The sequence below is a fragment of the Pseudomonas brassicacearum genome (assembly GCF_918698105.1).
GTDB lineage: Bacteria > Pseudomonadota > Gammaproteobacteria > Pseudomonadales > Pseudomonadaceae > Aquipseudomonas > Aquipseudomonas brassicacearum_F.
In genome coordinates, this window is the sequence record NZ_CAKKMI010000025.1 from 55,368 (window position 1) to 81,233 (window position 25,866).

Annotated in this window: 22 protein-coding genes; 7 read left to right on the forward strand and 15 right to left on the reverse strand. The window is 61.0% G+C overall.

Translation table 11 applies throughout. The features are described 5' to 3' along the window. Both dnaG and rpsU read right to left on the reverse strand, forming a co-directional pair. Complete coding sequence (gene dnaG, locus LQ215_RS12410; RefSeq protein ID WP_230150139.1) at positions 1–1,959, reverse strand: DNA primase; 1,959 nt, start codon at positions 1,957–1,959, stop codon at positions 1–3. A gap of 479 nt (positions 1,960–2,438) precedes the next feature. After that, entirely contained in the window at positions 2,439–2,654 is a 216-nt protein-coding gene (rpsU, locus tag LQ215_RS12415) for a 30S ribosomal protein S21 (protein WP_002551877.1), read from the reverse strand. Between the two features lie 199 nt (positions 2,655–2,853). Here rpsU and tsaD point away from each other — a divergent pair, with 199 nt between their 5' ends. Continuing rightward, a complete protein-coding gene (tsaD, locus tag LQ215_RS12420; protein ID WP_230150141.1) occupies positions 2,854–3,879 on the forward strand; it encodes a tRNA (adenosine(37)-N6)-threonylcarbamoyltransferase complex transferase subunit TsaD in 1,026 nt (341 codons plus the stop codon). An 8-nt stretch (positions 3,880–3,887) separates the two neighbouring features. Here tsaD and plsY read toward each other — a convergent pair whose 3' ends face one another. After that, positions 3,888–4,457, reverse strand: coding sequence for a glycerol-3-phosphate 1-O-acyltransferase PlsY (gene plsY / locus LQ215_RS12425; protein WP_230150143.1), 570 nt, complete (start codon positions 4,455–4,457; stop codon positions 3,888–3,890). 75 nt (positions 4,458–4,532) lie between these two features. Here plsY and folB point away from each other — a divergent pair, with 75 nt between their 5' ends. Beyond that, positions 4,533–4,886: a dihydroneopterin aldolase gene (folB, locus tag LQ215_RS12430; RefSeq protein ID WP_230150151.1), complete on the forward strand. Its 354-nt coding sequence runs from the start codon at positions 4,533–4,535 to the stop codon at positions 4,884–4,886. Further along, positions 4,877–5,395 (forward strand): 2-amino-4-hydroxy-6-hydroxymethyldihydropteridine diphosphokinase, encoded by a 519-nt coding sequence (gene folK, locus LQ215_RS12435; RefSeq protein WP_230150153.1) that lies wholly within the window; start codon positions 4,877–4,879, stop codon positions 5,393–5,395. Before folB ends, folK begins: the two co-directional genes overlap by 10 nt. A gap of 129 nt (positions 5,396–5,524) precedes the next feature. Here the strand turns inward: folK and LQ215_RS12440 are convergent, their stop codons facing one another. The 11 genes from LQ215_RS12440 to LQ215_RS12490 form a co-directional block, all read right to left on the reverse strand. After that, positions 5,525–6,751, reverse strand: a complete 1,227-nt coding sequence (locus LQ215_RS12440) for a multifunctional CCA addition/repair protein (RefSeq protein WP_230150155.1) — start codon at positions 6,749–6,751, stop codon at positions 5,525–5,527. A 63-nt stretch (positions 6,752–6,814) separates the two neighbouring features. Beyond that, positions 6,815–8,380: a SpoVR family protein gene (locus LQ215_RS12445; protein ID WP_230150157.1), complete on the reverse strand. Its 1,566-nt coding sequence runs from the start codon at positions 8,378–8,380 to the stop codon at positions 6,815–6,817. Beyond that, positions 8,377–9,648 (reverse strand): YeaH/YhbH family protein, encoded by a 1,272-nt coding sequence (locus LQ215_RS12450; protein WP_003206179.1) that lies wholly within the window; start codon positions 9,646–9,648, stop codon positions 8,377–8,379. The genes LQ215_RS12445 and LQ215_RS12450 overlap by 4 nt, the downstream gene beginning before the upstream one ends. 112 nt (positions 9,649–9,760) lie before the next feature. Continuing rightward, positions 9,761–11,683: a PrkA family serine protein kinase gene (locus tag LQ215_RS12455; protein WP_230150159.1), complete on the reverse strand. Its 1,923-nt coding sequence runs from the start codon at positions 11,681–11,683 to the stop codon at positions 9,761–9,763. A gap of 299 nt (positions 11,684–11,982) precedes the next feature. After that, entirely contained in the window at positions 11,983–12,312 is a 330-nt protein-coding gene (gene glpE, locus LQ215_RS12460) for a thiosulfate sulfurtransferase GlpE (RefSeq protein WP_230150161.1), read from the reverse strand. 32 nt (positions 12,313–12,344) lie between these two features. After that, the gene (locus LQ215_RS12465; RefSeq protein WP_230150163.1) at positions 12,345–13,220 is read right to left on the reverse strand and encodes a symmetrical bis(5'-nucleosyl)-tetraphosphatase; all 876 of its coding nucleotides are present in this window, start codon (positions 13,218–13,220) and stop codon (positions 12,345–12,347) included. Next, a complete protein-coding gene (apaG, locus tag LQ215_RS12470; RefSeq protein WP_230150165.1) occupies positions 13,220–13,600 on the reverse strand; it encodes a Co2+/Mg2+ efflux protein ApaG in 381 nt (126 codons plus the stop codon). The genes LQ215_RS12465 and apaG overlap by 1 nt, the downstream gene beginning before the upstream one ends. A gap of 114 nt (positions 13,601–13,714) precedes the next feature. Further along, positions 13,715–14,533 (reverse strand): 16S rRNA (adenine(1518)-N(6)/adenine(1519)-N(6))-dimethyltransferase RsmA, encoded by an 819-nt coding sequence (rsmA, locus tag LQ215_RS12475; RefSeq protein WP_003206170.1) that lies wholly within the window; start codon positions 14,531–14,533, stop codon positions 13,715–13,717. Further along, on the reverse strand, positions 14,530–15,519 hold the full coding sequence (gene pdxA / locus LQ215_RS12480; protein WP_230150167.1) for a 4-hydroxythreonine-4-phosphate dehydrogenase PdxA: 990 nt from the start codon (positions 15,517–15,519) through the stop codon (positions 14,530–14,532). The genes rsmA and pdxA overlap by 4 nt, the downstream gene beginning before the upstream one ends. Continuing rightward, positions 15,516–16,832, reverse strand: coding sequence for a peptidylprolyl isomerase SurA (surA, locus tag LQ215_RS12485; RefSeq protein WP_230150169.1), 1,317 nt, complete (start codon positions 16,830–16,832; stop codon positions 15,516–15,518). The genes pdxA and surA overlap by 4 nt, the downstream gene beginning before the upstream one ends. Continuing rightward, on the reverse strand, positions 16,813–19,611 hold the full coding sequence (locus tag LQ215_RS12490; RefSeq protein WP_230150171.1) for an LPS-assembly protein LptD: 2,799 nt from the start codon (positions 19,609–19,611) through the stop codon (positions 16,813–16,815). The genes surA and LQ215_RS12490 overlap by 20 nt, the downstream gene beginning before the upstream one ends. 130 nt (positions 19,612–19,741) lie before the next feature. On the opposite strand from LQ215_RS12490, the gene LQ215_RS12495 reads away from it, so the two are divergent. Genes LQ215_RS12495 through LQ215_RS12505 form a run of 3 tightly spaced genes read left to right on the forward strand, consistent with a single transcriptional unit; the run spans position 19,742 to position 22,204 of the window. After that, positions 19,742–20,767, forward strand: coding sequence for an aminoglycoside phosphotransferase family protein (locus LQ215_RS12495; RefSeq protein WP_230150173.1), 1,026 nt, complete (start codon positions 19,742–19,744; stop codon positions 20,765–20,767). After that, entirely contained in the window at positions 20,764–21,435 is a 672-nt protein-coding gene (gene murU, locus LQ215_RS12500; protein WP_230150175.1) for an N-acetylmuramate alpha-1-phosphate uridylyltransferase MurU, read from the forward strand. The genes LQ215_RS12495 and murU overlap by 4 nt, the downstream gene beginning before the upstream one ends. A 1-nt stretch (position 21,436) precedes the next feature. Next, on the forward strand, positions 21,437–22,204 hold the full coding sequence (locus tag LQ215_RS12505) for a TerB family tellurite resistance protein (RefSeq protein WP_230150177.1): 768 nt from the start codon (positions 21,437–21,439) through the stop codon (positions 22,202–22,204). Positions 22,205–22,383: 179 nt separating this feature from the next. On the opposite strand, the gene LQ215_RS12510 is transcribed toward LQ215_RS12505, so the two are convergent. Continuing rightward, on the reverse strand, positions 22,384–23,376 hold the full coding sequence (locus LQ215_RS12510) for an alpha/beta hydrolase family protein (protein ID WP_230150178.1): 993 nt from the start codon (positions 23,374–23,376) through the stop codon (positions 22,384–22,386). 74 nt (positions 23,377–23,450) lie between these two features. Between LQ215_RS12510 and LQ215_RS12515 the strand changes: the two genes are divergently transcribed. Continuing rightward, positions 23,451–25,847 (forward strand): PAS domain-containing sensor histidine kinase, encoded by a 2,397-nt coding sequence (locus LQ215_RS12515; RefSeq protein WP_230150180.1) that lies wholly within the window; start codon positions 23,451–23,453, stop codon positions 25,845–25,847. Positions 25,848–25,866: the final 19 nt, after the last annotated feature.

The following is a 25,866-nucleotide window of genomic DNA, read 5'->3' on the forward strand; positions in this document are numbered from 1 at the left end:
TCACGCGCCAGTTGAGGTCGGGTTTGATGCGCAAACATTGCGGCTGAGTAAGTCGCGCAATTGGTTTTTCTCTTCGCTGGTCAACTCGCTCTGGCGAGCTTTTCGCAGAAGTTGTTCCAGGTTTCGCTCGCGTTGGCGGGCGGACAAGCTAGTAATGGTGTCGAAAAACTGTTGTTCAAGGTTGTCTCCCTCAATCAGCCATTCCTTCTCGGCCAGGGCCTTCAACAAGCGCCCCTGCTCGGTGCCGTGCCACCGTGCAATCAACTGGAAAGAATTTAGCTTGGGGTTCTTCTGCACGGCTTCAAGGAGTGCCACCAGCAATTGCGTATTGCTGTGGTCCTCGGCGGCGAAGTGCCCGGCGTCCTCAACTTTTTCCGCCAATTGCGGGTGATGCAGCAAGGTGCGCAAGGCGGCCAGTGTTGGTGGTTCGACGGCGGCCGGCACGCGCGGGGCACGTGGCTGGTCGCGATCGCCGCGCTTGCCGTTCTTGTCCCAAGGCTTCTTGTCCCATTTCTTGCCGCCACTGCCGCTTTTTTTCGGCGTCCATTCCTGCTGGGGGGCGTAATCCTGCTGGGGTTGATGATAGTCGGCGAAATCCGGCATCGCATCGTAATCGATGCCCGGGTCATATGCCGGCGGCGCCTCCTGGGGCGCGCTGTGCACCAGTTGGTTGACCGCTGCGCTGTTGAGACCGGTGATCTCGGTCAGGCGCTGGCGCATGAGTGTGCGCAGGTTGGCGCCGGGGACCTTGTCGATCAGCGGTGCCGCGAGGGTGGCCATGTGGGCCTTGCCTTCGAGGGAGCGCGGGTCGGCTTCTTCGGTCAGTTGCTGGAAAAAATAGTCGGCCAGTGGTTGTGCATGCTGGTTGATCCGCGCACGGAACGCGTCGGTGCCTTCGGAGCGCACCAGGGTGTCCGGGTCCTCACCTTCGGGCAGGAACAGAAAGCGTGCCCGGCGTCCGTCCTGCAGGCACGGCAAGGTGGCCTCCAGCGCGCGCCAGGCGGCGTTACGGCCGGCCTGGTCGCCGTCGAAGCAGAACAGCACGTTCGGCACGACGCGAAACAGGCGCTTCATGTGCTCTTCGCTGGTGGCCGTACCCAGGGTCGCGACGGCGTTGCGCAGGCCTTGCTGGGCCAGGGCAATAACGTCCATGTAGCCTTCGACGACAATGATTTCATCGAGGTTGCGGTTGTTCTTGCGCGCTTCGTACAGACCGTAGAGTTCCTGGCCCTTATGGAACACCGGGGTTTCCGGGGAGTTCAGGTACTTCGGCTTGTCGTCGCCCAGCACCCGGCCACCAAAGGCGATGATCCGCCCGCGTGTGTCGCGGATCGGAAACATGACCCGGTCGCGGAAGCGGTCGTAGCGCTTGCCGGTTTCGGCATTTTCAATCAGCAGGCCGGCGTCGATCATGGCGCGCTGTTGCAGCGTATCGCTGCTCAGGTGCTTGTACAGGTTGTCCCAGCCGGGCGGGGCGAAGCCGAGGCCGAAGTCCCGGGCGATTTCGCCAGTCAGGCCGCGGCCCTTGAGATAATCCACCGCAGCCTTGCGTGCCGGATGGCTTTTGAGGGCCTGGCGATAAAAATCCGCCGCCGCCGTCAACAGTGGATAAAGCGGGGAATCGGTCGGTTGGCGTGGCTTGTGCTGTCGACCGCTTTCCTCGCGGGGTATTTCCATGCCGGCGGCTTTGGCCAGTTCTTCGACGGCCTGGGGGAAGTCCAGGTTGTCGTGGTCCATGATGAAGCCGAGGGCATTGCCGCCAGCGCCGCAGCCGAAGCAATAGTAGAACTGCTTGTCGGGGCTGACACTGAAAGAAGGCGTTTTTTCTTTGTGAAACGGGCAGCAGGCGGTGTAGTTCTTGCCCGCTTTCTTCATTTGCAGGCGAGAGCTGACCACGTCGACGATGTCGGTGCGGTTCAGGAGGTCGTCAATAAAGCTCTGGGGAATCAGCCCGGCCATGGCGTTCTCATCATCACTGCGCGAAATATGGACCCGAAATCGGCAGGCGTAACCGGGTCTGGGTTTGAGGCACGCTAAATCGGTGGCTCGACCGGGTCGTCTGCATCATCGCTGTCGGGAAGTGTATCTGCCGATAATCCACTGACGTTAATAACTATCAGTATTCGACTGTTTGAATGTGTTGCGCTGAGTCCGGTAACGGCCGTTCAGGCCTCGGATAGCTCATGAAGCGGGCACGCAGGCAGGTGCCTTGGGCTGATCGTCGTTAGAGGAATCAGGGTGTGCTCGTCGGTAGCCTTGGAAGGCTCGTCAGGAAAGACGTGCACCGCTGGCAAAAGAGCCAGGTCTGACGCGGTGAAGCAGGTTGTCTTGGTCGCGTCTGCGGCTTTGACGGTGAAGCATCAAGCGTTATTCCGCAAATGCCATAAGCCCGGCTTGAGGGCCGGGCTTGGCAGAAGCTTGCTACGGACGTCTGTGTATTAGTACAGACGTACGGCGCGGCGCTGTTCGCGCTGAACTTTCTTGGCGTGACGCTTAACAGCGGCTGCTGCCTTGCGCTTACGCTCAGAAGTCGGCTTCTCGTAGAATTCGCGGCTACGAACTTCAGCCAGAACACCGGCTTTTTCGCAGGAGCGCTTGAAACGACGCAGAGCTACGTCGAAGGGTTCGTTCTCTTTTACTTTGACGGCTGGCATCCAGAGCTACCTTCATTCATTACCGGGGTCAACATCCTCGCGGCAAAAGAGCACTTGAAGACGTCGGTTTTTAAGGGTTGCGGATGTTAACCCCTCAACGCTCGGAATGCAAAGCCTCTGATCGAAAACCGCTGGTCGGGGCACAACGCGGCGACTATTATGCGCGCCTTCGAATTCAGCCTCTACAAGGCGCAAACCCATGCTAGTACTGGGATTAGAAACCTCCTGCGACGAAACCGGTGTCGCACTTTACGACAGTGAACGTGGCCTGCTGGCCGATGCGCTGTTCAGTCAGATCGACCTGCACCGTGCCTATGGCGGGGTGGTGCCCGAGCTTGCCTCCCGCGATCACGTCAAGCGCATGCTGCCCTTGATCCGCCAGGTGCTGGCCGAAGCCGGCTGTGTGCCGACGGAGATCGACGGCATTGCCTACACCGCCGGCCCGGGCCTGGTAGGCGCGTTGCTGGTGGGCGCCTCCTGTGCCCAGGCGCTGGCCTTTGCCTGGGGGATTCCTGCCCTGGGCGTGCATCACATGGAAGGCCACCTGCTGGCGCCGATGCTGGAGTCGCAACCGCCGCAATTCCCGTTCGTCGCTTTGTTGGTGTCGGGCGGCCATACACAGCTCATTCGAGTCGATGGCATCGGCCAATATGAGTTGCTCGGCGAGACGCTCGATGATGCTGCCGGCGAAGCGTTCGACAAGACGGCAAAAATGATGGGCCTCAACTATCCCGGTGGGCCGGAGATCTCCCGGCTTGCGACGCAAGGGGTCGATGGGCGCTTCGTGTTCCCACGGCCGATGTGCGACCGTCCCGGCCTGGATTTCAGTTTCAGCGGGTTGAAGACCTTTGCCTTGAACACCTGGCAGCAGTGCGTCAGCGCCGGGGACGACAGTGAGCAAGCCCGTTGCGACATCTCGCTGGCGTTCCAGCAGGCCGTGGTGGAGACTTTGACCATCAAGTGCAAGCGTGCCCTCAAACAGGCCGGGCTCAAGCGCCTGGTGATCGCAGGTGGCGTGAGCGCGAACAAGGCCTTGCGGATATCGCTGGAGAAGATGCTCGGCGACATGAAGGGCGACGTTTACTACGCCCGGCCGGAGTTCTGCACAGATAACGGCGCGATGATTGCCTTTGCCGGTTGCCAGCGCCTGCAGGCCGGCCAGCACGAAAGCCTGGCGATCAGCGTACAGGCGCGCTGGCCGATGGAGCAGTTGGCGCCGCTGTGAAGCGTCATTTAAAAATGCCGTTCGCGCCCGGCGAACAGGTCGCGTAGATTGCCCCGATGACGCCAGACGATCAGCGCCACCAGCGCGGTCATTGGCAGCAAGGCCGCTGGTTCCTGCCAGGCCAGCAACGGCAGGGTCAACGGCGTGGCGATCAGCGCGGCCAGGGAGCTGGTGCGGGTCAGGTAGAACGTCAGCAGCCAGGCACAGACAGCCAGCAGGGCGGCAGGCGGGTACAGGCCCAGCAGCATGCCGGCAGCGGTGGCGACACCCTTGCCGCCACGAAAGCGAAAGTACAGCGGGAATAGATGGCCGATGACGGCGCAGACGCCGATCCAGGCCTGTTGCTGCAACGAGAGCCCTGCGAGGCTGGCGATCATTACCGGGACAAGGCCTTTGCAGAGGTCGCCCAGCAGGGTCAGGATGGCAAGTTTGCGTCCGGCCAGGCGCAGCATGTTGGTGGCGCCGGCATTGCCTGAGCCACTCATTCGCGGATCCGGGCGACCGGTCAGGCGGCTGAGCAAAATGGCGAAGGACAGCGAGCCGAGCAGGTAGGCGAGAATCGCCAGTAACCAAAACATGCTAACTATTCCGGGCGAGGACGCCCTGATTCTAACGGCGCATTGCGCCCTTGTCGTGCTGCGGAGAGAAGTGCTTTGGACAGAGTGTTTATCGAGGGCCTGGAAGTCGACACGGTCATCGGGGCCTACGACTGGGAGCGAGGCATCCGACAGTGCCTGCGACTTGACCTGAGCTTCGCTTGGGACAGCCGCCCGGCTGCCGCGGGCGACGACCTGACCCTGGCGCTCGACTACGCCAGCGTATCGTCGCGCATCCAGGCATTTGCCGAACAGGCGCAGTTCCAGTTGGTCGAGACCTTTGCCGAGCGACTGGCGCAGGCGCTCATGGACGAGTTCAAGATCACCTGGCTGCGTCTGAAATTAACCAAGCCTGGCGCCGTACCGGCGGCCAGCGGCGTGGGTGTGGAGATCGAGCGCGGATGTCGCTGACTCAGGTTTTTCTCGGGCTCGGCAGCAATATCGAGCGCGAAACCCATCTGTGCGCCGGTCTTGAAGCCTTGGCCGGTTTCCTGGTGGACATGCGCTGTTCGGCTGTGTTCGAGAGCCAGCCGGTGGGTATCAAGAGCGGGCCATTCTTCAATTTCGTCGTCTCGGCCTTCACGGATCTGCCGCTGATGGAGCTGGATCGCCGCCTCAAGTTCATCGAGGCGGACAACGGTCGCTATGCGCCGGACCGCAAGGGGCTGCCGCTGGATATCGACGTATTGTTGTATGGCGAACAGGTGGGCAACTTCGATGGGTTGATCCTGCCACGCGCGGAAATCCTCAAGAACGCTTTCGTCCTTTGGCCTTTGTCGTTGATCGCGCCGGATCGGGTTCATCCTGGCGTGGGCAAAAGCTTCGCCACTTTGTGGGAAGAATCGCAGATCGACCAGGTGCTGGCGCCAGTGGCTTTCGAGTGGCGCGGCCAGCAGCTTACGCCATCGAATCTGCTGTGAAGCGTCTGCCGAGTGGATCTCGGTTGGACACAAGATTATGTGCCCGCTGAAATTCCAAGGTGGGAGCGAGCTTGCTCGCGATGACGGCGGTACACCCGGCAGAGATGTGAGTTGACCTGAAAACGCCCGTCAGCTCGCCGCCTCCTTGTAGGCCTTCAACGCCCTAAGGCGCTCGCGCTTGATCGCATCACCCAGCTCCGGCCCCTTGAACCCCTTCTCCAGCAAAGGCTGTACTGCCACTGCGCGGGCCGCTGCCGCTGCGCCTCGCAGATAGTCGGCCTGTGGATAACTTCTGTCTTCAAGCCCTTTGCGCCCCCGTGCATCCATCTCGCAGGCTGAGATGAATTCCTCGAAGCGCTGAGGTCGGCGGTACACGTCGAAACTCTGCAGCAGCTCAAGCAAAGTAGACGCCTTGAGCTCCAGCGCGCGATGACCATGGGTGTGGTATTGGCCAACCAGTAACGCCAATTCCTGACAGTCGCGGGGCGCCTTGAAGCGCTCGTTGACCGCTTTGATCAGCTTCAACCCCGTGTGCTCATGGGCGATGTGTCGCGGCCATTCGTGTTGGGGCGTCAGGCCTTTGCCCAGGTCATGGAGCAGGCAGGCCCAGCGGACCGTCAGTGGTTGTCGGTGCAGGGCGGCTTGTTCCAGCACGCTCAGGGTATGGACGCCGGTGTCGATTTCCGGGTGATGGGCTTCGGGCTGGGGCACGCCAAACAACGCATCGACCTCAGGCATCAGGGCCTTGAGGGCCGTGCAGTCGCGCAAGACCTGGATAAATACCTGTGGCTGTTTTTCCATCAGGGCGCGGGAAATTTCTTTCCAGCTGCGCTCGGCCGTCAATGCCTCCAGCTCGCCGGAATCGCTGAGCTGGCGCATCAGTTCAAGGGTTTCGTCCGCCACCTTGAAACCCAGCGGAGCATAACGCGCGGCGAAGCGGGCAACCCGCAGGACTCGGAGCGGATCTTCGGCGAAAGCGGGGGAAACGTGGCGTAGCACCCGGGCGTCCAAATCGCGTTGGCCGTGGTACGGGTCGGTCAGGTTGCCGTGGTCATCTTCGGCCATGGCGTTGATCGTCAGGTCCCGGCGAATCAGGTCTTCCTCCAGGGTCACTTCAGGGCTGGCATGGAACACGAAGCCGCCATAGCCTCGGCCGCTCTTGCGTTCGGTGCGGGCGAGGGCGTATTCCTCGCCGGTCTTCGGGTCGAGAAATACCGGAAAATCGGCCCCTACGGGGCGAAATCCCTTGGCGAGCATTTCCTCGGCGGTGGCCCCCACCACGACCCGATCGACGTCAGTGACGGGAATGCCCAGCAGGCGGTCGCGAACGGCGCCACCGACTTTATAGATCTGCATAAAAAACCTCCGTTGGTCCGACAGGATAACCTTTGCGTCGGACGTCCGGAGGCGAAAACGGGATCAAAGATGAATGACGGCCAGATCCAGGCGGCCATAGTCTCCTTCTGCTTGTTCGCCTCTGGGTGGCACGTGATGGGTTTTCATCACTTGGTCGCCTTGCAGGGTTTCCAAGTGGATGTCGAAACCCCATAGGCGATGCAGGTGCTTGAGCACTTCGTCGGTGGAGTCGCCCAGTGGTTTGCGGTCGTGCGCCTGGTGCCGCAGTGTCAGCGAGCGATCCCCGCGACGGTCAATGCTGTAGATCTGCACATTGGGCTCGCGATTGCCCAGGTTGTACTGCGCCGCCAGGGTTTCGCGAATGATGCGGTAGCCGCCTTCATCGTGAATGGCAGGTACCAGCAGGTCATCTTTCTGATCGTCATCGAGGATGCTGAACAGTTTCAGGTCGCGGATCACCTTGGGCGAAAGGTACTGCAGGATGAAACTCTCGTCCTTGAAGCTGCTCATGGCGAATTTAATGGCTGACAACCAGTCCGAGCCGGCAATGTCCGGAAACCAGCGACGATCTTCCTCGGTGGGGTTTTCGCACATGCGCCGGATATCGCGGTACATGGCGAAGCCCAGTGCGTAAGGGTTGATGCCGCTGTAGTACGGGCTGTCGAAGCCGGGTTGGAACACCACGCTGGTGTGGGACGTCAGGAACTCCATCATGAAGCCGTCGGTGACCAGGCCCTCGTCGTACAGGTCGTTCATCAGCGTGTAGTGCCAGAACGTGGCCCAGCCCTCGTTCATGACCTGGGTTTGGCGCTGTGGATAGAAATACTGGGCGATCTTGCGCACGATGCGCACGATTTCCCGCTGCCACGGCTCGAGCAGCGGCGCATGTTTTTCAATGAAATAGAGAATGTTTTCCTGGGGTTCGGCAGGAAAACGGGCATTGTCTTTTTCGTTGTACTTGTCTGCACCTTTGGGAATGGTGCGCCACAGATCGTTGATCTGTTTTTGCAGGTGCTCTTCGCGATCCTTTTGGCGCCGGCGTTCTTCTTCGGCGGAAATCGGATACGGCCGCTTGTAGCGGTCCACGCCGTAGTTCATCAGGGCGTGGCAGGAGTCCAGCAGGTCCTCCACCGCGTCGATGCCGTGGCGCTCCTCGCATTGCATGATGTACTGCTTGGCGAACACCAGGTAATCGATGATCGAGCTGGCATCGGTCCAGGTGCGGAACAGATAGTTGCCCTTGAAAAAACTGTTGTGTCCATAACAGGCGTGCGCCACCACCAGGGCCTGCATGCAGATGGTGTTTTCTTCCATCAGGTAGGCGATGCAAGGATCTGAGTTGATGACGATCTCATAGGCCAGCCCCATCTGGCCGCGGCTGTAGGATTTTTCGGTGCTGAGGAAGTGCTTGCCGTAGGACCAGTGGTGATAGCCCAGCGGCATGCCGACCGACGCGTAGGCGTCCATCATTTGCTCGGCGGTGATCACTTCGATCTGGTTGGGATAGGTGTCGAGGGCATAACGGTCCGCGATACGGCTGATTTCGCGGTCGTAGGCCTTGATCAGCTCGAATGTCCATTCGGAGCCGGTGGAAATGGGCTGGCGCTTCTGCTCTTTTTTGGCGGTCATGTCACTAACCTGCGCTGGAAGAGTTCACGGAAGACCGGGTAGATATCCCCGGCCGAGACCAATTGCTGTTGGGCAAATGTGTCGGAAAAAGCTTCGGCAATCCGTTCGTATTCGTACCACAAGGCCTGGTGTTCGCGTGGAGTGATTTCCACATAGGTGTAGTACTGGACGAACGGCATGATCTGGTTGATCAGGATGTCACGGCAGATCGGTGAATCGTCGTTCCAGTTGTCACCGTCCGACGCCTGGGCCGCATAGATGTTCCATTCGTTGGCGGGGTAGCGTTCGGCCATGATCTCCTGCATCAGCTTCAGGGCGCTGGAGACGATGGTGCCGCCGGTTTCCCTGGAGTAGAAAAACTCCTCTTCGTCCACTTCCCTCGCACTGGTGTGATGGCGGATGAACACTACATCGATCTTGTCGTAGTTCCGCTTCAGGAACAGGTACAACAGGATGAAGAAACGCTTGGCGATGTCCTTGGTGGCCTGGGTCATGGAGCCGGAGACGTCCATCAGGCAGAACATCACCGCCTTGGAGCTGGGGTTTGGCTGTTTCACCAGCAGGTTGTACTTGAGGTCGAAGGTGTCGAGGAACGGTACGCGATGGATGCGGGCGCTGAGTTTCTCGATTTCCGCTTCAAGGTCTTGAATATCGCCGAAATTGTCTGGTTCTTCGCGTTTCAGGCGGGCCAGTTCTTCCTTGGCCTCGCGCAGTTTTGCCCGGCTGCTGCCCGACAGCGCGATGCGCCGGGCGTGGGCTGAACGAAGGGTGCGGATGATGTTGATGCGCGATGGATTGCCTTCATTGCTGATACCGGCGCGCACGGTCTTGAAGGTGTCGGTGCCGGTCAGGTTGCGCTTGACCAGGTTTGGCAGTTCCAGGTCCTCGAACATGAACTCCAGGAATTCCTCCTGGGTAATCTGGAACACGAACTCATCCATGCCTTCGCCGGAGTTGCCGGCCTTGCCGGGCCCCTTGCCGCCGCCTCCGCCTTGGGGGCGGGGGATGTGCTCGCCACTGGTGAATTCCTTGTTACCAGGGTGCACGACGGTCTGTTTGCCGCCGCGACCATGGTGGAGCACCGGCTCGTCGATGTCGCGGCCGGGGATACTGATCTGTTCGCCGTGTTCCATGTCGGTAATGGAACGCCGGCTGACCGCCTCTTCGACGGCCTTCTTGATGTGGTCACGGTAACGCCGCAAAAACCGCTGGCGGTTCACCGTGCTCTTGTTCTTGCCATTAAGGCGTCGGTCGATCACATAGCTCATAGGCCCCTCCAGGGGAGCTTCAAGTCGTAAGCCTCAAGCTGCAAGGGGCGTGGCGTCGAACCATAGTTCAACGCCGTTCCCTTGCAGGCTGTAGCTAGAAGCTTGCCGCTGCTTACTGCGATTTGCGGACCCGCAGATACCACTCGGAGAGCAGTCGCACCTGTTTGTCGGTGTAGCCACGTTCGACCATGCGTGTGACGAAATCGTTGTGTTTTTGCTGGTCCTCCTTGCTGGCCTTGGCGTTGAAGCTGATGACTGGCAGCAGGTCTTCGGTGTTGGAGAACATTTTCTTCTCGATGACCACCCGCAGCTTTTCATAGCTGAGCCAGGTTGGGTTCTTGCCGTTGTTGTTGGCCCGGGCGCGCAGTACGAAGTTGACGATCTCGTTACGGAAGTCCTTCGGATTGCTGATGCCCGCCGGTTTCTCGATTTTCTCCAGTTCTTCGTTGAGGGCTACGCGATTGAGTATTTCGCCGGTTTCCGGGTCGCGGTATTCCTGGTCCTGGATCCAGAAGTCTGCGTACAACACGTAGCGGTCGAAGATGTTCTGGCCGTACTCGCTGTAGGACTCCAGGTACGCCGTCTGGATTTCCTTGCCGATGAACTCGATGTAGCGCGGGGCCAGGTATTCCTTGAGGAAGCGCAGGTAGCGCTCGCGGGTTTCGGCCTGGAATTGCTCTTGCTCGATCTGCTGTTCCAGCACATACAGCAGGTGAACCGGGTTGGCCGCGATCTCGTGAGGGTCGAAGTTGAAGACCTTGGAGAGGATCTTGAACGCAAAACGCGTGGACAGCCCGTTCATCCCTTCATCGACCCCCGCGTTGTCGCGGTATTCCTGGATCGATTTGGCCTTCGGATCGGTGTCCTTGAGGTTTTCACCGTCGTACACGCGCATCTTCGAATAGATGTTGGAGTTTTCCGGCTCCTTGAGGCGCGACAGCACCGTGAACTGGGCAAGCATCTTCAGGGTGTCGGGTGCGCAATGAGCCTTGGCCAGCGAACTGTTGAACAGCAGCTTGTCGTAGATCTTCACCTCGTCGCTCACTCGCAGGCAGTACGGCACCTTGACGATGTAGATCCGGTCGATGAAGGCCTCGTTGTTCTTGTTGTTGCGGAAGGTATGCCATTCCGACTCGTTGGAGTGGGCCAGCAGGATACCGGTGAACGGAATGGCCCCCAGGCCCTCGGTGCTGTTGTAGTTGCCTTCCTGGGTGGCAGTCAGCAGCGGATGGAGCACCTTGATGGGCGCCTTGAACATCTCGACGAATTCCATCAGGCCCTGGTTGGCCCGGCACAGTGCACCCGAATAGCTGTAGGCGTCGGCGTCGTTCTGTGGGAATTCTTCCAGTTTGCGGATATCGACCTTGCCCACCAGGGCGGAAATATCCTGGTTGTTTTCGTCACCCGGTTCGGTCTTGGCCACCGCGATCTGGTTGAGGATCGATGGGTAGAGCTTGACCACCCGGAACTGGCTGATGTCACCGCCGAACTCGGCCAGGCGCTTGGTTGCCCATGGCGACATGATGGTATTGAGGTAGCGGCGTGGAATGCCGAAGTCTTCCTCCAGGATCTCGCCGTCCTCGGTGGCGTTGAACAGCCCCAGGGGCGATTCGAACACCGGCGACCCCTTGATGGCGTAGAAGGGCACTTTTTCAATCAGTTGCTTGAGCTTCTCGGCCAGGGACGATTTACCACCACCCACGGGGCCAAGCAGATAAAGGATTTGTTTCTTCTCTTCCAGGCCTTGGGCGGCATGGCGGAAGTAGGACACGATCTGTTCGATGCATTCTTCCATCCCGTGGAAGTCCGCAAAGGCCGGATAGCGGCGAATCACCTTGTTGGAAAAGATTCGCGAGAGCCTCGAATTGGTCGAGGTATCCAGCAGCTCCGGTTCTCCGATTGCCAGCAACAGACGCTCCGCAGCCGATGCATAGGCACTGCGGTCCTGCTTGCAGAGTTCGAGGTATTCCTGCAGCGAGTATTCCTCCTGCCGCGTGGACTCGAAACGTTGCTGGAAGTGGCTAAAAATGCTCATGACGTCACCTCGCTCGATACGTGGAGCCGGTGTCGGATCAATCAGTCGATGCTGGACAGCCGCTGGGAACCCAGTTGCCGTTTACCCCCCAGAATGCTTTCAAGAATGCAGGCTCTTGAAAGCTGACTCCCGATGACCCGCGCGCCGGTGTACCGGCTCTCCCCTGTTTTGGATGGCCTGAGGCTAAGGATAGTTCGGAATCGAGGAGGTAAAGGTGGAATACGTAATTAGTTGTGGCAGACCGTTCGTCTGCCATCGCTCAAGCCCACGGTTCACGCGGGCTTGGCCGGCATAAAAAATTATTCGGCGGTGCCTTGCTCCGTTTCTGCAGGAAACGTCGCGCGCCACAGCTCAAAACCACCGTCCAGGCTGTAGACGTCGCTGAAGCCCTGGCTGATCAGATAGGCGGCTGCGCTCTGGCTGGAGTTGCCGTGATAGCAGACCACGACCGTGGGCGCATCGAGGTCGGCGGCACGGATGAAGTCGGCGATGGAATGGTTGTCCAGATGCTTGGCGCCACGGATGTGCAAAGCGGCAAAAGTGGCAGGATCACGGACATCGACGACGACCGCGCCTTGTTCGCGCAGGGCCTGGGCCTGTTCCGGGGGGATGCGTTTGAATTCGCTCATAAGGGGCTCCTGTAGCTGAAGCGCAACGCCGGTCAAACGGCAGTGCCGGCCGGCAACGGTGCAGTGGTCGGGTGATGGAGTTTGGCGTGGCCCTGTTCATCGCAATCGCAACGCAGTTGCTCGCCTGTGTCGACGTTCATCAGGGTCATGGCGCTGCCCCACACGCAACCGGTATCGAGGGCGAAGACGCCGGGTTCGTCGGATTGGCCGCCCAGTGCCGCCCAGTGCCCGAAGATGATCTTCAGGTTACGGGTCTTGCGCTCACTGTGCTTGAACCAGGGGGCATAGCCGGGCGGCGCCGTCTCGATGCCTTCCTTGCCCTTGAGGTCAAGTTTGCCGTCGCGAGTGCAGAAGCGCATGCGCGTGAAATAATTGGTGATGATGCGAAGACGAGCGCTGCCAGTAAGGTCGTTGTCCCACTTGACCGGCTCGTTGCCGTACATGCCATCCAGGTAGGGGGCGAACAGATTGTCGTCGCGCAATGCCTGTTCGACTTCGCCAGCGCACTTGAGCGCCTTGCGCAGGGACCATTGGGGCGGGATGCCGGCATGGACCAGTGCGAGGTTGCGCGCCTCGTCGTAATGCATGAGCTTCTGCTGGCGCAGCCACTCCAGCAGCTCAACGCAATCGGGGGCGTCGAGGATTTCGCTCAAGGTGTCGGACTTTTTCAGGCGCTCGATGTTCTGCCAAGCCGCCAGCAGATGCAGATCGTGGTTACCGAGCACGCACACCAGCGACTGACGAATGCCGTAGAGAAAGCGCAACGTCTCAAGGGACTGCGGGCCACGGTTAACGAGGTCGCCCACCAACCACAACGTGTCTTTTTCGGGGTCGAAGGCGACGCGCTCCAGCAGGCACTTGAGCGGGTCGAGGCAGCCTTGCAGGTCGCCGACCGCATACGTGGCCATCAGTGCAGGGCCCCGGGCACGGCCAGGCGAAAGGGCTTGATGACGGCGTCGAAGCGTTTGCCGTCCTTGGCCTGCATCTGGTAGGTGCCCTGCATGGTGCCGACCTTGGTGGTCATTACCGTACCGCTGCTGTAGCTGTGGCTTTTGCCAGCGTCGATCAACGGCTGCTGGCCGACCACGCCTTCGCCACGCACTTCTTCGACATGGCCATCGCCGTCGGTAATGATCCAGTGCCGTGACAGCAGCCTGGCCGGCAAGGAGCCGTTGTTGCACACGGTGATGCTGTAGGCGAAAGCGAAGCGGTCATGCTCGGGTTGCGACTGTTCTGCCAGAAAACGGGTGGTGACGCTGACGTCGACCTGGTAACGAGGATCGGACATGCAAAAGGCCTTAAAAGCGAAGCGGGACACGGGCGCGACTCAAGAGATCAGTCTAGGCCAAGTATCGGGTAGTAGACCAGACTGGCGTACTGCCCGATAGCGATCGTCACCCGTTCAGTTGGCGTCGACTTGCGGGGCGGCCTGTTCACTGAGCTTGTCGGCCAGGCGCACGAACGCTGCCAGGTCCAACTGCTCGGGACGCAGGCTGCCATCGACGCCGGCAGCTTCGATTTCGGCGCTGCTGAGCAATAGCTTCAAGGTGTTGCGCAAGGTCTTGCGGCGCTGGTTGAACGCTTCGCGCACCACTCGCTCCAGCAGGCGATGATCCTTGGCCGGGTGCGGCAGGACGGCATGGGGCACCAGGCGGACGATGGCCGAATCGACTTTCGGCGGCGGGTTGAATGCACCCGGACCGACGTTGAACAGGTGTTCGACCCGGCAATGGTACTGGACCATGATCGACAGGCGACCCCAATCGCCACCGCCAGGGCCGGCGGCGAGGCGCTCGACCACTTCTTTTTGCAGCATGAAGTGCATGTCGCGGATCAGGCCGGCGTTGCTCAGCAGATGGAAGATCAGCGGCGTGGAGATGTTGTACGGCAGGTTTCCCACCACCCGCAGGCTGTTCGGCGCGGCGTTCAGGCTATTGAAGTCGAACTTCAACGCATCGCCCTGGTGCAGGCTGAAATTGCTCCGCCCGGCGAACTGCTGGTTGAGGATCGGGACCAGGTCCTTGTCCAGTTCCACCACGTCCAGTTGCGCGCCGCTGTCGAGCAGGCCCTCGGTCAGGGCGCCCTGGCCCGGGCCGATTTCCAGCAGGCGGTCGTCGGGCTTGGCCCGGATGGAACGCAGGATGCGATCGATCACGCCGGCGTCATGCAGGAAGTTCTGGCCGAAACGCTTGCGCGCGCGGTGTTGGTATTGCTCGGTCATAAATGGGTCTCGGCCATCTGGTAGGCGGTTTCCAGGGCGACTTGCAGGCTGCCGGTATCGATCTTGCCGCTGCCGGCCAGGTCCAGGGCGGTGCCATGGTCCACGGAGGTACGGATGATCGGCAGGCCCAGTGTCACGTTGACCGCCGCGCCAAAGCCTTTGTACTTCAGCACGGGCAGGCCCTGGTCGTGGTACATCGCCAGCACCGCGTCGCAGTGCTCCAGATATTTTGGGGTAAACAGAGTGTCGGCAGGCAGCGGGCCACGCAGGTCCATGCCCTCGCTGCGCAAGCGCTCCAAGGTGGGTTCGATGATGTCGATTTCTTCACGGCCCAGGTGTCCGCCTTCGCCGGCATGGGGATTGAGCCCACAGACGAGGATGCGTGGCCGGGCGATGCCGAATTTTTCCTGCAGGTCGGCGTGCAGGATGCGCGTGACCCGCTCCAGGCGTTGCACGGTGATGGCGTCGGCGACGTCCCGCAAGGGCAGGTGAGTGGTCACCAGCGCCACGCGCAGGCCGCGGGTGGCGAGCATCATCACCACTTGCGCGGTGTGGGTCAGCTCAGCCAGGAACTCGGTGTGCCCGGAAAAGGCAATCCCGGATTCGTTGATCACGCCTTTGTGTACGGGAGCCGTGATCATGCCGGCGAAAGCGCCGTCCAGGCAGCCCTGGCCGGCGCGGGTCAGGGTCTCGAGGACGAAGGCGGCGTTGGCCTTGTCCAACTGTCCTGTAACGACCGGAGCGCCCAGGGGCGTATCCCAGACATACAGGCTGTTGGCGGGCGCCGGGACGTCTGGCCAGGCCTGCGGTGTCACGGGTAACAGATTGACGACCACCCCCAGTTGCGCGGCCCGCTCAAGGAGCAGGTCGCGATTGGTGATGGCAATCAGGGGATGTGGCTGGGCTTGCGAGGCGAGCAGCAGGCACAGGTCGGGACCGATGCCGGCTGGTTCGCCGGGTGTCAGCGCGAAACGCTTGGGTTTCACTGCGCTGCCTGGTCTGCACCAGGAAGTTTGATTTCAACGTAGGCTTCGTCGCGAATCTGACGCAGCCAGGTTTGCAGCTCTTCGTCGTATTTGCGGTTGCGCAAGACAGTCATTGCCTGCTGTTCACGAGCCTGGGTGGTGCTGTCGGTGGCGCGGCGGCCAAGGACTTCCAGCACGTGCCAGCCATAAGGGCTCTTGAACGGCTTGGACAACTGGCCTTGTGGCGTGCTGGCCATGACCTGGCGGAATTCCGGAACCAGCGCATTGGGATCAACCCAGTTCAGGTCGCCGCCGTTGAGGGCCGAGCCCGGGTCTTCCGAAAAGCTCTTCGCCAGTTCAGCGAAGTCTTCGCCCGCTTCGATGCGGTCGTAGAGTTTCTCCGCCAGGCGCTTGGTCTCGGCTTCGCTGCGAATTTCGCTTGGCTTGATCAGGATGTGGCGAACATGCACTTCGTCACGGACCTGGGTTCCACCACCGCGCTTCTCCAGCACTTTCAGGATGATGAAGCCGCCTGGCGTACGCGCTGGCTGGGTGATATCGCCCACGGCCATGGCGCTCAGTTCACGGTCGAACGGAGGCGGCAGTTGAGCGGGCTTGCGCCAGCCCATGTCACCGCCTTCCAGGGCGTTGTCGCTGCCCGACTTGGCAATGGCCATCTGACCGAAGTCAGCACCTTGCTTGAGCTGCTGGTAGACATCCATTGCCTGGCGATAAGCGCTCTGGATCGCTTCGGAGTTGGCGCTTTCCGGGGTCGGAATCAGGATGTTCGCCAAGTGCAGTTCTTCGGAAAGCTGCATCTTGCCCAAGTCCGAGGCGAGAAAGTTCTTCACTTCCTGCTCCGACACCTGGATGCGTTCGGCTACGCGGCGCTGGCGCACACGGCTGATGACCATTTCGCGGCGGATCTGATCGCGGGCGTCCTCGTAGGAGAGGCCGTCGCGAGCCAGGGCGGCACGGAATTGGTCGATGCTCATGTTATTGCGCTGGGCAATGGTGCCGACGGCCTGGTTCAGTTCTTCATCGGTGATACGAATGCCGGAACGTTCGCCGATCTGCAACTGCAGGTTTTCGACGATCAGGCGTTCGAGCACTTGCTGGTCCAGTACGCCTGGTGGCGGCAGGCCACCGCCGCGCTTGGCGATGGTTTGCTGCACTTCATGGACGCGCTGGTCCAGCTGGCTCTGCATGACCACGTCGTTGTCGACGATGGCCACCACTTTATCGATGGACTGTACCGCGGCGTTGGCCGCGGTACCCAGGAACAGCGCGCCCAGCATCAGCGGGCGCAGACAATCAGAAAGCTTGGTCTTCACGTTCACGATAACCTTGGATGCCTTTGTCGAGGAAGCTCTCTACCTTGGCGCCGGTCAGGCCGCCGAGTCCCTTCAGAACAATTTGGAGGAAGATGCCGTGGTCGCCTTTTTCGTTTTCCGGGGCGGCCTGACTGAACTCTTCATAGTCGACCCAGTAACGGTTGATCAGGCGCAGTTTCCAGCAGCAGTTGTCATATTCGAAACCACCGAAGGCTTCCAGGGTGCGGTTGCGGTTGTAGTCATACTGCCAGCGGCTGATCGCGTTCCACTGCGGCACGATCGGCCAGATGACCGAGAAGTCGTGCTGCTTGATCTTGTAGTAATCCTTCACGTAGCCAGGAGTGCCTGGCGTGCCGTAATCGCCACCGCCCACGGACCATTGACCCGTAGTCTGGTCGTAACGGACCTGGTCGTTGCGATAGCGATAACCGGCGTTGATAACCTTGTTCGGGTTGTCTTCAGGCTGGTAGTGGAACATCGCGCTACCCGAGCGAGGGCTACGAGTGTCCGGATCCCAGTTATAGGTAGCCGTGGTGCGCCAGTCGCGGTTCCAGCGGTATTCGTACTCCAGGGCATAAGGCGACACGTCCGATTTGGCGTCTTCGCGAGTTCTGAAGTCGATGCCCGGCAACTGGACCTCGCGATCCTTGAAGTACAGGGCCTGGCCGACGCTGATGCGTTGGCGTTCGAAACCATTTTCTTCGATCCAGCGGCTGGTTAGGCCCAGCGACAGTTTGTTCTCATCGCCGACACGGTCGGAGCCCGAGAAGCGATTGTCACGGAACAGCGAGGAGTAGCTGAACGTGTATTCGCCGGTGTCGAAAACAGGGATATCGCTCTGGTCCTTCTCAGGTACGTAGAGATAGAACAGGCGTGGTTCCAGGGTCTGGCGATAATTGGTGCCGAACCACTGGGTATCACGGTCGAAATACAGGCCGCTATCGATGCTGGCGATTGGGACGCCGCGGCTCTGGCTACCGCTATACGTGCCGCGTAGACGATCAGTTTCAGCGGACTGTGCGGCGATCTGGGTTTTACCAGTGCCGTCCAGGTCTAGGTCGTATTGGGTGTATTGGTATTTGAGCGACGGCTTGATGAACCCGTAGGTTGCTTCCATCGGTAGGCTCATGACCGGCGCCAGATTCAGGCGGTTGGCATTAGCCCGCGCCAGTCCGCGAACGTTGGCGTCCAGCCGCGGCTCGGAGTTACCGTCTTCGTCGGTGTAGCTACCGGTCCGCAAATCCCGATCAAACCGCACCAACTCAGTCTTATAAGCGAAGTCCAGACCATACGGATGTTGCGGCAGTTCACCGATGAAGGTGATCTGAGGCAGGCGATTGTAAGGCGTGATCTTCGAAATCGTCGCCATCTGATAAGCCTGGGCATTTATCCGCGCGGTGTAGCTGTCACCGCGGTAGCTGACTGCGCCCTGCTGATTGACGTAATCATTGGATTCGATGCCAATCTGATCGCTCTGCAGGTCCTGGAAATAATAAGGATCGCTGATCTTGGTGTAGTCGACTTCCGTCAGCACGCGCGAGTCGAGGCCGCCCTTGTGCTGCCAGTTGTACATGTAGCGGGTCTTGTCGTAGTCGCTCTGCCCGCTGCGCTCGTCGTCCTCGTCGTTGAGGTACGCCGCGCCGAACTGACCTTCGCTGGACTTGGTCAGGTAGCGGAACTCGCCTTCCATCAGCATGCCGCGCTTGCTCATGTAGCGCGGATACAACGTGGCGTCGTAGTTCGGCGCCAGGTTGAAGTAGTACGGAGTGACCAGCAGGAAGCCGGTGTCGCTGCCGCTGCCGATGGTCGGCGGCAGGAAGCCGGACTGGCGACGGTCGTCGATCGGGAAGTAGATGTACGGCGTGTACAGGACTGGAATGTCCTTGACCCGCAGCGTCACGTTGGTCGCGGTACCGAAGCCGGTGGCCGGGTTCAGGGTGATGTTGTTGCCCTTGAGCGTCCAGGCGTTGCTGTTCGGTTCGCACGTGGTGTACGTACCGTCCTTGAGGCGGATGATCGCGTTCTCGGCGCGCTTGGCGTACAACGCGTTACCGCGGATGCGCGACTTGTGCATCACGTATTCGGCGTTGTCGACCTTGGCTTCGCCGGTGTCCAGCTGCACATCGGCATGGTCGCCGACGATCAGCGCACCGTTGTCGCGAACCCGCACGTTGCCACTCAGCTCGCCACGGTTCTCGGCCTGGTACAGGTTGGCCTCGTCGGCCTCGACCTGCATGCTGCCCTGGCGCATGACCACGTCACCGGCCAGGGTCGCCACCTGTTCTTCCTGCTGATAGCGCGAAGCCTTGGCGCCGAGGAAGGTAGGAGCGTCGCTCTTGGCCGTCTTGTCGTTCATGCCAGGACGGGTCGGCTCGATATAGGCACCCGAGCAGTAAGGCCCGGTTTCAGCCAATTGTGCCGGGGTGAGGTTCTCTCGTGGAACCCAATCCAGGTGACTGTAGTCTGCACTGCGCGACTTCAGGCCTCGGCCCTTGGCTTCGGTAACGAGCATCGGCTTTTCGCCGGCTTCCTCGCCCGAGCTGCTGTCGGCTGGCGCCGCGCCGCTGTCGGAAACCGCGCTGCCGTCATGCACGGGGCGCGGCGGCAACGCGGCGGCCGGTGTCTTGGGCGCACAGTCCCAGGCACCCGAAGCGGAGACGGAGCAGTCATACTGCTGCGCCGCGACGACGAATGAAGAGGCCAGGGGTTGCAGGGCCAGCAGACTGCCGGTGACCAGCAACGGAAATTTTTTACGAAACGCGGGGGATTTCAATGCCATCTTATTAGTCCGGGCTTCCTGCGTGCCATCTGCCCGCGGTGTGGGCCGCACGCCTCTCGATGGTCTGAAAAAGATGCTGGATAATAAAGCATGACCCGCTTGACGGCTAGCGCCGTCGGAGACCCTTGCAATGCCCGACCAAGATGTACGCTTGCAACACCTGAAAGTTTGGCTCGATGAGCAGCTGCCGATCCTTTTCACTCAACAGGGGTGGGGCGCCGTACCCCCGGCCACGTTGACCGCCGCCAGCAGTGACGCGAGTTTTCGGCGTTATTTCCGCTGGGAAGGCGAGGGCCGCAGTTTGATCGTAATGGATGCGCCACCGCCCCAGGAAAACTGCAAACCCTTCGTGGATATTGCTTTTTTGTTGGCGAAATCCGGCATTAACGTGCCAAAAATTTATGCCGAAGACCTCGAACGCGGCTTTCTTTTGCTCAATGACTTGGGCAACCAGACCTATCTGGACGTGATCAATGGCGAAAATGCCGACGATTTGTTCCGCGATGCCCTGCAAGCCTTGCTGGCTTTCCAGCAACTGCCGATGGTTGCGCCTTTGCCGAGCTACGATGTCGCGTTGCTGCGTCGGGAGCTGGAACTGTTCCCCGAGTGGTACGTCAAGCGCGAGCTGGGTATCGAGTTGGATTCGGCCCAGCAGCAACTCTGGCAGCAGGCCAGCGAGTTGCTGATCGACAGCGCCCTGGCCCAACCCAAAGTGCTGGTGCACCGCGACTACATGCCGCGCAACCTGATGCTCAGCGTGCCGAACCCCGGCGTGCTGGATTTTCAGGATGCGGTCTATGGCCCCGTCACCTACGACGTGACCTGTCTGTTCAAGGACGCCTTCCTCAGCTGGCCCGAGGCGCGTGTACGCGGCTGGCTGGAGAGTTACTGGCAGCAGGCCGGCGCCCTCGGCATTCCCGTCCAGCCGGACCTCGAGGACTTCCTGCGGGCCAGCGACTTGATGGGCGTGCAGCGCCATCTCAAGGTCATCGGGATCTTCGCGCGCATTTGTCATCGTGATGGCAAGCCACGCTACCTCGGCGATGTGCCGCGTTTCTTTGCTTATATAGAAGCGGTCATTGCCCGTCGTCCGGAACTGGCACCGCTTGATGAACTGCTGCGCAGCCTGCGGCAATCGGCCGGAGCAACGGCATGAAGGCGATGATCCTGGCGGCAGGCAAGGGCGAGCGCATGCGGCCCTTGACCCTTACTACGCCCAAACCGTTGATTCGTGTCGGTGGTGTTCCTTTGATCGAGTACCACCTGCGGGCGCTGGCCAGGGCCGGGTTCACCGAGATCGTGATCAATCACGCCTGGCTCGGTCAGCAGATCGAAGATCACCTGGGGGATGGCTCACGGTTTGGCGTGAACATTCGGTTTTCCCCCGAAGGCGAGCCGCTGGAAACCGGCGGTGGAATCTTCCGGGCCTTGCCGCTGCTGGGCGATGAAGCGTTTGTGGTGGTGAATGGTGATGTCTGGACCGACTACGACTTCAGCGCTTTGCGCCGGCCGCTTGAGGGGTTGGCGCACCTGGTGCTCGTCGATAATCCCGAGCATCACCCGGACGGCGATTTCGTCCTGGTCGACGGAAAGGTTCACGATAGGCACGGGCCTGCCGACAACCTGACCTATAGCGGCATCGCCGTCCTGCACCCGCGGTTGTTCGACGGTTGCTCGGACGGTGCGTTCAAGCTCGCACCGCTGTTGCGCGCGGCCATGGCCGAGGGGCGCGTCAGTGGCGAGCACCTCAAAGGGCATTGGGTTGATGTCGGCACCCATGAACGTTTGGCGCAGGTCGAAACCTTGATAGAAGCGAGCGGTTGATATGTGGTGGCCAGGGACTCTGATTGGAGCCGGGGCGGGCTTTGCCGTAGCCAGCATCCCGGGGGCCATGCTTGGGGCGTTGTTGGGACAGGCGCTGGATCGGCGCCTGAACCTGCAGGGCTGGGCGCAGGTACGTGAGCGCCTGGGTGGACGCCCGGCGTTGCGCAACGATGAATTGTTGTTTGTATTGCTGGGGCGGCTGGCGAAAAGTGATGGCCGTGTGGTCGATGGCCACATCCAGCAGGCTCGCCAGGAAATGCGTGCGTTGGACTTGAGCGAGTCGGCGCAACGCCGGGCGATCGCGGCGTTCAACCGGGGCAAGTCCGGCAACGATCGCTTGCGCGGCTACATGCGCCGCCTGGCCGTCCAGCCACATGCGGCTGAAGGGGTATTGCGCGCGTGTTGGCGGATGGTCTGGGCCGATGGGCGTGCCGGTGTGGCCGAGCGAGAACTGGTGGCCCAGTGGGGGCGCTGGTTGGGCTGGACACCGCAACAGGTCCAGGCGCTGGCGGCTGATTACGAACCGCAGAAACTGTCGCGGCCCAACAGTGGGGTGACCTATCAGGAAGCCTTGCGCTTGCTGGGGGTTTCGGCCACCAGCGAACCGTCACAGATCAAGCGCGCTTACCGACGCCTGCTCAGTCGTCATCATCCGGACAAGATTGCCGGCAGCGGGGCAACGCCCTTGCAGGTGCGTGAAGCCACCGACAAAACCCGGGAGTTGCATAACGCCTATCGACTGATTCGCGAGCGGCGGGACTTTCGCTAGCCGCGCAGGGAACAATTGTGGCGAGGGGATTTATCCCCGCTGGGGTGCGAAGCGCCCCCCAAAGCCAATCAGCGCGTCATAACTGACCACCGCGCTGACCCGTTTTAGGGCTGCTTCGCACCCCAGCGGGGATAAATCCCCTCGCCACAACAGTGCTTCACTTGAGGTGTGAGTCAGCCTTACTCCCCAGCCTTCTGCGGATTCAACCAACCCCGAACCCGACGAAACAGCTGCTCCTGCTCCGCCGCCGGGTTCGGCAGGGCCTTGAGGGACACCTGGCTGAAGGTTGAGCCTTTCAAGCGTTTGCTCGCCTGCAAGCGCTCCAGCGCCGCGTTGCGATCCAGCGGCTTGTCCATGTAGAAAATGTCGGCGGTCGCCAGTTTCAAGGTCGAGGTCAGTTCGGCCAGGGCCGGCTTGGCGGTGGTCGGGGTCTGGGCGGCCACCATCACGAAGCGTTCGACTTGCGAGGGCTGCTTTTCACTCAAGTAACGCGCCGCCCAATAGGCGCCGGTGCCATGGCCCAGCAGCACGATGCGGCGTGCGCTTTGCTGTTCGGCATAGGCCAGGGCTGCATCGATACGGGCGAAGATGCGCTCGGCGTCGGCCTTGGCATGTTCTTCATCGGTTTGGGCGACGACGGGATCTGCCGCATCGGCTTCGCCGCCGGCGACCTGTTCGATCGGCGCCGCCGTGGTGGCGTCCGGTGCTGCGGCGGCGGTGTCGGCCGGCTTGGTCTCGGGCGGTGCTTCTACCACGCGCGGTGCAATGACGTCGCTTTGCAGGTCCGGCAGGGTGATACTCAGGCTGCTCCATTCGACATCGGGCAACTTTTTCCGCAACGGGCCGATAACTTGAGGCCAGTCAGCTGTTTCGCCAGCACCGGGGATTATGATGACTGCGCCCCTGGGGTCGCTGGTATTGGCCGGTTTCCACAGCGCCAGGAAGGCATCGCTGCCGGTCTGTAACTGTTGTTGTTCCTGGGTCGGGACTTTTCGTTCAAGGGCGGTCGCTTCTTCCTGGCTACGCTCGAGCAAGGGTTGGCGCTCGACGGGTTTTTCCTCGGCAGGTTGCTGCGCGGCGGGCGCCGTTTCGCTGGCCTGTACATAAAAGGCACTTGGCAGGATCAGCGACAGGCACAATGCTGGCAACGCCAGGCGATAAACAGAGGGCATCGGATATTCCATGACCAGAAGTATTTCCGGCAGCCTAATGGGTTGGTCAGTATTTGTCAGTGCATGAGACTTCGATGATGCGTTTTTGCTGCCTGTGGGTTATCGGCTGTTTATGGCTTCCCTTGATGGCGTGGGCCGCGCCCGCGCCGTCGGTGCACGGGGTGCAATTGAATGCGGGGCAGCGCCAGTGGTTGGTGCAACACCCGCAATGGCGGGTCGGCCTGGTATTGCAGGCGCCCTATGCCCAATACGATCGGCGCTTGCAGCGTTTGTCCGGGACTAACGTCGAGTTGATGCAATGGCTGGGCAAGGCGTTGAACGTCGAGCTCACCTGGCGCAATTTCCAGGATTTGGCTCAGCTGGAAGCAGCGGTGCGCGCTGGCGAGGTGGACGTTGCTCCGGGCCTGACCCAATCCCCGGGCGGGCTCAAGCTCTGGCAGTTTTCCGATCCCTACATGCGCGTGCCGCAATTGATCGTCGGCGCGCAGAAGGGCGCCGAAGGGGTGGAGTTGGAAAAACTCGACAGTCAGGCCCGGGTCGCGGTACGCATGCCCAGCGCCACGGCCGATTACCTGCGCAGCAACTACCCGGCGTTGAATCTGCAAGGTGTGCCGATGGAGCGCGAGGCCCTGCAATTACTGCTGACCCAGCAGGCGCGGTACGCGGTAGTCGATGAAGCACAGCTCGGGCGGTTGATGGTCGAGCCCGAGTTCGCCGAGCTGGCGGTGGTGGGCGACATCGGCCTGCCGCAGTTGCTGCGGGTTGCCACGCGCCGGGACTGGCCGGAACTGGCCGGGATCATCGACAGCGGTTTGCAGGCGATCCCGGCCAAGGAGCTGGAGCAACTGCACAGCCGTTGGCTCAAGCCAAAATATCCACGCCTGACCGAGACCCCGGGCTTCTGGCAGAACCTGACTTTGCTGATACTGGCCCTGCTGCTCAGCAGCGTCGCCATCGTGTTCTGGCAGCGCCGCCAGCAACGCGGATTGGAGCGCCGTCTGCGTGCCGCGAGGGAGGACATCGCCCAGCGTACTGCCAGTGAGGAAGCCTTGCGCCTGACGCAGTTTTCCATCGATCAAAGTACGGTTGGCATCCTCTGGGTCAATTGGGACAGCCACGTGCGTTATGCCAACCGAGCGGCCGAAACCATGCTCGGCTATGCCTCGGGCGCGATCATCGACCGCCCCTTGATCGACTTCGAGCCGGGCTTGCACATGGATCGCTGGCTGAACCTGTGGAAGCGCGCTCGGGCCAGTGAAGACGGACCGCAGAGTTTCGAAACCGAATGCGTGCGAGCCGATGGCAGCATCTTGCCGGCTGACGTTTCCCTGAGCTTCCTGCGTTTTCGCGACGCCGAATACCTGGTGGTCTACCTCAACGACGTGACCGAACGCCGACGTGCGCTGGCGGCGTTGCGCGAAAGCGAAGCGCGCTTGCAGGGCATCGCCGCCAACGTGCCAGGCCTGGTCTTTCGTCTGGAGCGGGCGCCGGTGACCGGCCAGATCGACTTTGCCTACATCAGCGAAGGCAGCGAAAGCCTGGTGGGGTATCCCCCTGCAACCCTGGCCCGCAGCGACACCGGGCTGCGCAGCCTGGTGCACCCGCAGGACAAGGCCGATTACCACCGCACCCAGGACCAGGCGCTGGACACCGACAGTGACTGGTCGTGGCAGGGCCGCATCCTGACCCGCGAAGGTCAGGAGCGCTGGGCCGAAATCAAGGCGATCACCCGTCGTCTCGAAGATGGCGCCTACGTCTGGGACGGGATCGTCTGGGACATCACCGAAAGCAAGCGCATCGAACTGGAGCTGGCCAGCTCCCGGGAGCAGTTGCGCGAGTTGTCGGCGCACCTGGAAAGCGTACGGGAAGAGGAAAAGGCGCGCATTGCCCGGGAAGTCCACGACGAGCTGGGTCAGATGCTGACGGTGTTGAAGCTTGAAACTTCCATGTGTGAATTGGCTTACGCCCAATTGGATCCTGGCCTGCAAGAACGACTGAACAGCATGAAGCGCCTGATTGCCCAGTTGTTCCAACTGGTGCGGGACGTGGCAACGGCGTTGCGCCCGCCAATCCTGGATGCCGGCATTGCCTCGGCCATCGAATGGCAGGCCCGGCGTTTCGAGGCGCGTACGCAGATCCCATGCCTGGTGCAGGTGCCGGACAATCTGCCGGCCCTGAGCGATGCCAAGGCCATTGGCCTGTTCCGGATTCTCCAGGAAGCGTTGACCAACGTGATGCGCCATGCCCAAGCGCATACTGTAGAACTGACGCTGGTTCGGGAGGGCGACGAATTGTGCCTGACCGTCAGCGACGACGGTGTAGGATTTATTGCCGATACGGGTCGGCCAACCTCCTTTGGCCTGGTCGGCATGCGTGAGCGGGTGTTGATCATGGGCGGGCAGTTGACCCTGGAGAGTGAGCCGGGGGAGGGCACGACCCTGTCGGTGCGGGTGCCGTTGCATGGGGCCTGATGGGTGGGTTGCCTGGGTG